This window comes from Microcystis sp. LE19-10.1B (genome assembly GCF_027530565.1).
GTDB lineage: Bacteria > Cyanobacteriota > Cyanobacteriia > Cyanobacteriales > Microcystaceae > Microcystis > Microcystis aeruginosa.
Genome location: NZ_JAPZQM010000502.1, coordinates 1 through 4,975, shown reverse-complemented (window position 1 = coordinate 4,975; position 4,975 = coordinate 1). Strand labels below are relative to the sequence as shown.

Annotated in this window: 4 protein-coding genes and 1 pseudogene; 4 read left to right on the top strand and 1 reads right to left on the bottom strand. The window is 39.9% G+C overall.

Annotated features, from left to right (window positions below):
- Positions 1-396: transposase (locus tag O9332_RS18055; protein WP_288026703.1), on the top strand; the 396-nt coding region annotated here is incomplete at its 5' end.
- Between the two features lie 327 nt (positions 397-723).
- Here the strand turns inward: O9332_RS18055 and O9332_RS18050 are convergent.
- Positions 724-1,945 (bottom strand): annotated as a pseudogene (locus O9332_RS18050) (ISNCY family transposase).
- Positions 1,946-2,552: 607 nt separating this feature from the next.
- Here O9332_RS18050 and O9332_RS18045 point away from each other — a divergent pair.
- Genes O9332_RS18045 through O9332_RS18035 form a run of 3 tightly spaced genes read left to right on the top strand, consistent with a single transcriptional unit; the run spans position 2,553 to position 4,944 of the window.
- Positions 2,553-3,299: a pseudouridine synthase gene (locus O9332_RS18045; RefSeq protein WP_002758226.1), complete on the top strand. Its 747-nt coding sequence runs from the start codon at positions 2,553-2,555 to the stop codon at positions 3,297-3,299.
- A gap of 26 nt (positions 3,300-3,325) precedes the next feature.
- On the top strand, positions 3,326-4,087 hold the full coding sequence (locus tag O9332_RS18040) for a helix-turn-helix domain-containing protein (protein WP_002758227.1): 762 nt from the start codon (positions 3,326-3,328) through the stop codon (positions 4,085-4,087).
- Positions 4,088-4,095: 8 nt separating this feature from the next.
- A complete protein-coding gene (locus tag O9332_RS18035) occupies positions 4,096-4,944 on the top strand; it encodes an ADP-ribosylglycohydrolase family protein (protein WP_002758228.1) in 849 nt (282 codons plus the stop codon).
- Positions 4,945-4,975 lie beyond the last annotated feature (31 nt).

Sequence of the window (4,975 nt, the reverse complement as noted above, 5' to 3'; positions counted from 1 at the left end):
GTTATTCTGGTTACGAATGACACTTATATTACAGCAACTCAAGTCTGTGAACTCCGGTCAAAAATAGCTGCTTTAGGAATAACTATTCCCATCACTCTAGTCTTAGATAATGCCCGCTATCAAAAATGTAAAATTGTTGAAAAATTGGCTCTTTCTTTGTCAATAGAGCTACTCTATCTACCGTCTTATTCGCCTAATCTAAATTTAATTGAAAAGCTGTGGAAATTGGTCAAAAATAAATGTTTATATGGTAAATATTATGAGAACTTTTCTGACTTTTCTTCAGCTATTTATGAATGTCTGAATGATGCCCATCTGAAACATAAAAAAGAACTGGATTCCTTGCTGACTCTACGATTTCAGAAGTTTAATAAATCTCAGATTATGAACGTCTAAAGTCAGCAATTCTCATTTTGAAAACAAAAGAAGATAAAGTTCTCTATGTGAACAAGAGAACTTCTGTCTAATTATCATTTTTTTTCAAGATAATCATCATAATTAGCTTCAAGAGACAGTTTTAAAATATCTGCCCATAAAAAACTTATCTCAACTCATAAATTTAGCTGAAATTCTGACCTAATTTGTGGTTTTTTCAATGAATAAAATAATCTTTCCTTCTCTCGAAAAATTGACATTTTTAACGAGAATTTATTTTTTTGAGCGGGACATATTCGGGAAGAATAAACAAGAAAAACTCTGACCAATTCTTCAACCAAAAATATTTTAATAAAGTACGAATATCATTAAAAAAACTGGTGCGAGTAACTAATAACTCACGAATCTTTTGATAAGTATGATTAACTAAATCTCAAACGGTATGAAATAAAAAAGCTAGTAAATTTAAAGACAACAAGAACTCGCATAAATGACTTTGACCATGACCAAAATTATGTTCTAAATTATAACCGTGATTTTTAAGAACGTTATTTCCTTCATTCTCAACTTTCCATCTGCTGCGTCCAGCTTTGACAATTTTTTCAACATTATTTTCAGTAATTTGATGATTGGTAATCCAATTATTTTGATAGATAATTTTCTGTGTTTTTTCATTAATGACTGTGACTTCACACCAATTAACTTCGAGACTTGACTCGACCTCTCTCAGAGGAACTCTAGAAACATAACGATAACGATAAATGAGATTCTTTCGTCCATCCCATTGTTTCTTTTCTACGGTTTTAACTTCTCCACTTTTTTCTAAAAATTCTCGCCATTCATATAAGGTTTTATGAGAAGTTTCAAGACAAACAAAAATAAAATTATAACCTTGTTTTAGAGCTAACTCACAGATAGGTTGGCGAGAGTATAAGTCATCTCCTAACAGGGTTACAGGATAACCATACTTCTTTTGATGATTCTTATCTAACCATCTTTTAACAGCCGCATTTTCACAATCTTGTTTTTGCTGCCCATCTTGTTTTTTAATAAATTCTGGTTCTAAATTAATCACTTGTTTTTGCTCAGGAGAAACCACAATTGGCGTGACGCAACCATGAAAATAAGTTGTCGTTCCATTACGAGGATTGCGGCAATTACAATGGGGACAACTAATTTTCTTTGAAGAAAAATATTCCGTACCATCTAAAGCTATTAAAATTTCCTCATCTAAGTAGAAAAATTTTTTAATAACTCCCGGTTTTTTTAACCATTGATAGACTTGTTGAAAAGAGCCAAATATTGTGGCAGCTGGGATAGGAGCTAACAGGTTTCTGATTTGATTATCACCAGGTATTTTTTTGATACCAAATAAACTTGAAGCATTATCTTTTCCCTTACTACTTTTCATCAAACGTTGATGCTCTAAAAAAGAAGGTGACTGAGTAAAAAAAACCGAAAAAGCCGCCTTAACTGCATCTTCTACCTGATATTTGGTATTGTTTCCTGGTTTTCTGTCATCGGGTAAGTCATGTAATTCTTGAACTAAAAATTGTCTTAATTCAGGAATTTCTCAAGTCACAGCCTTTTTCGTCATCGCAGAACAGTTTGATTAATTAATATTTCCAACTTAATAATTTTACCTCAACAGACAACAATCATCAATTTTTATTTGGTTCTCTTTCTGATGTAGAGAACTTTTGTTCTAGATTTCTCCCATCTTTCAAATATTTTGAGTATAAATACTCTATATACTCACTTCTCTGCGATGCAGTCGCACTCGCGGGAGCGCATTTTGTAGCTTGCTTAAAGCTTTGTTTCTGTCTGTATCACTTGTTACTTTTTAAAATGAGAATTGCTGTTAACCCGACTTTTTTAACAATTGTCGGCAAAATTTTGCTTGCTTTTTTCACGGCTTTTTGAGATGATATTTTTATAAGACTTCATACACGATGGAGTGGTGGCAACCAAAAAAATATAAACAGATTCCCATTATAAAAAAAAGTATAACCGAAGCCAGCGCCCAAGTCAAGGGATCACTCCTTTTTTTTGAGAAGTTTTCCAAGAAAAAAATCCAAGAGGCAGCCGGAGATATTCGGTTTTTCTTCACTTTTTGGGCGAAAAAACCCTTTTAGGATGCCTATAATAGGAGATAGAAAGGGTTAAAAACAAAAAAAATGGCGGAGAGAGTCCAGAAAATCCTTGCCCAGTGGGGAATTGCCTCCCGAAGAAGGGCGGAGGAGATGATCGTAGCCGGCCGGGTGAGACGGAATGGCAAAATCGTGCAGTTAGGAGAAAAAGCCGACCCCGAAAAAGATCACCTAGAAATAGACGGAAAAAAAATTGAACCGGCCAATCGTCCCAAAAGATTGTATATACTGGTCAACAAACCCATTGGTGTGGTTTCTACCTGTAAGGATCCGCAAAACCGGCCGACGGTGATTGACCTTTTGCCCGACTCCCTCGCCAGCGAGACGGGGTTACATCCCGTAGGAAGGTTGGACATCAACACCACTGGGGCTTTACTCCTCACCAACGACGGTCAACTCACCCTCACCCTCACCCATCCCCGTTATCATTTGCCCAAAACCTATCGGGTTTGGCTAGATGGTGCGATTGATAGACTTGCTCTCCAGCGTTGGCGAGAAGGTATCCTCTTAGGGGGAAAAAAAACCTTACCCGCACAGGTTGAGATACTCAAGCAAACCGACCAAAAAACCCTACTAGAAGTTATTTTAGTGGAGGGAAGAAATCGGCAGATTCGCTCTGTAGCCGAAGAATTAGGTTATCACGTCCTGAAACTTCATCGCAGTGCTATCGGTCGTATTCAACTAAACTCCGGTAATAATTCCCCCTTACCCTTGGGTGATTACCGTTTTTTAACCCTTGATGAACTGAAATATTTAAAGAACCAGATTAACTAAGCTGAAAGTCAGCCCCTAATAGCGATATGTTTCGCCTTCTCCAATCACAACTCGACCCCCAGCATAAACAGCGCACCAAATTACTGGAAATCGGCGTTTATTTGCAAAAAAATCGCCTAGAACAGTCCCTTTCTCTCGAGGAAATTGCCCAGAAAACCTTAATCCCGCGCCATCGTCTAGAAGCGCTGGAAGCGGGGGATTTGGAGTCATTGCCCGAACCGATTTATATTCGTTGGTTAATCAAACAATTTGCTGATAGTCTGTCCCTGGATGGTGAGACGGTTAGCCGACGTTTTCCCACCAAGGTAAATAACTTTTTTAGGGGAATAAAACCGTCTTTATCGCTGCCGAGTCTTCAAATTCGCCCGATTCATCTCTATTTTCTCTATTTAATCTTAGTTATTGGTTCCGTACAAACCCTATCCCACGTCCTACAAAAATCGGTACTGCAATCGAATCGCTTACCGCCGCCTTCCTTGCCACAACAGCAAATTGTCCAACCGAAAAGCAACCCCCTTCAACCGGTAGCCAACAAAACCAGCAATAATCAGCAGCTGGTGGTGGAGGTAAAACTGGAAGATGACTGCTGGCTGCGGGTGGTGGTGGATGGCAAGACAGAATTTGAGGGTGTACTGCCCCAGGGAAGCCATCGCACTTGGCAAGCAAACCGAGAATTAACCGTGAGGGCGGGTAATGCCGGCGGGGTTTACGTTGCCGTTAATAATGCCCATGCTAAACAACTGGGGCAACCGGGCAAAGTCGAGGAAGTCACCTACCGGGCAAATTGAGCTAATTTATGCAAAAGGTTTTTTCACCCCTTGATCGCCTTCAGGGAGGGTTAATCGGGGCATATATTGGGGAATCCTTGCATAATCAGCCCCTAATACCAGCCTTTAACTATGAGGCGACACCGAGGACGATCCTGCTTTTGCAAGCTCTGCAATCTCAGGAGGATTTTCCCCTTGCGATCGCAGCCAAGCAGCAGTCGGAATCGGCGTTATTATTTGTGCTACTACCGGAGATTTTAACCTGGCCTGACCATGGGGAACGTTGGCAAGCTAGATTAAATTTTTGGCTAAAAAAGGGCTTAATTTCCGAGTTAACCCGACAAGAAGCGATAATTTGGGGAGAGGCGGTAGGTCTGTTATTAGAGGGAAAAAGGCCTTTAAATCAGTTAATGGGGCAATTGCTAACTATTAACCCCAAGAATAAGCTATTAGAGCAGATTCAGTCAGCTTTAGGGCAGAATCATCCCTTAGAGTCCATTTTATCGGCTTGGGCGAAAGATAGCTCACCTTTAGGAATTGCGATCGCAGCTTCTCTCTATACCTTTCTGCAAACGACCGAGGATTTCGCCGTTAGCGTGCGTCGCGCTAATTCTAGTCCCTATCAACGGCAATTAACCACCACTTTAGCGGGAATTTGGGCGGGATTGTACAACGGTATCGAGGGGATTCCCCTAGCTTGGCGGCAAAATTTGCCGACAGAGCCAGTTAAACAGCAATTAATGGATAAAGCTGGGGAAATCTATCGAATTTCTTTGGGTATATCTCCTCATCTTGTCCTATCTCCCCATACTGCCGTCGATTACGGGGGAACAATCCAACCCCGTCCCAGCTTAAAATTGGTCTCTCAAGATAAGTAGGGGTTGCTGAAAAAGTTTTTCCTGGTGTGGG

Coding starts and splice junctions, on each gene's coding strand:
- O9332_RS18045 (WP_002758226.1), top strand. CDS start 2,553: ATGGCGGAGAGAGTCCAGAAAATCCTTGCCCAGTGGGGAATTGCCTCC.
- O9332_RS18040 (WP_002758227.1), top strand. CDS start 3,326: ATGTTTCGCCTTCTCCAATCACAACTCGACCCCCAGCATAAACAGCGC.
- O9332_RS18035 (WP_002758228.1), top strand. CDS start 4,096: ATGCAAAAGGTTTTTTCACCCCTTGATCGCCTTCAGGGAGGGTTAATC.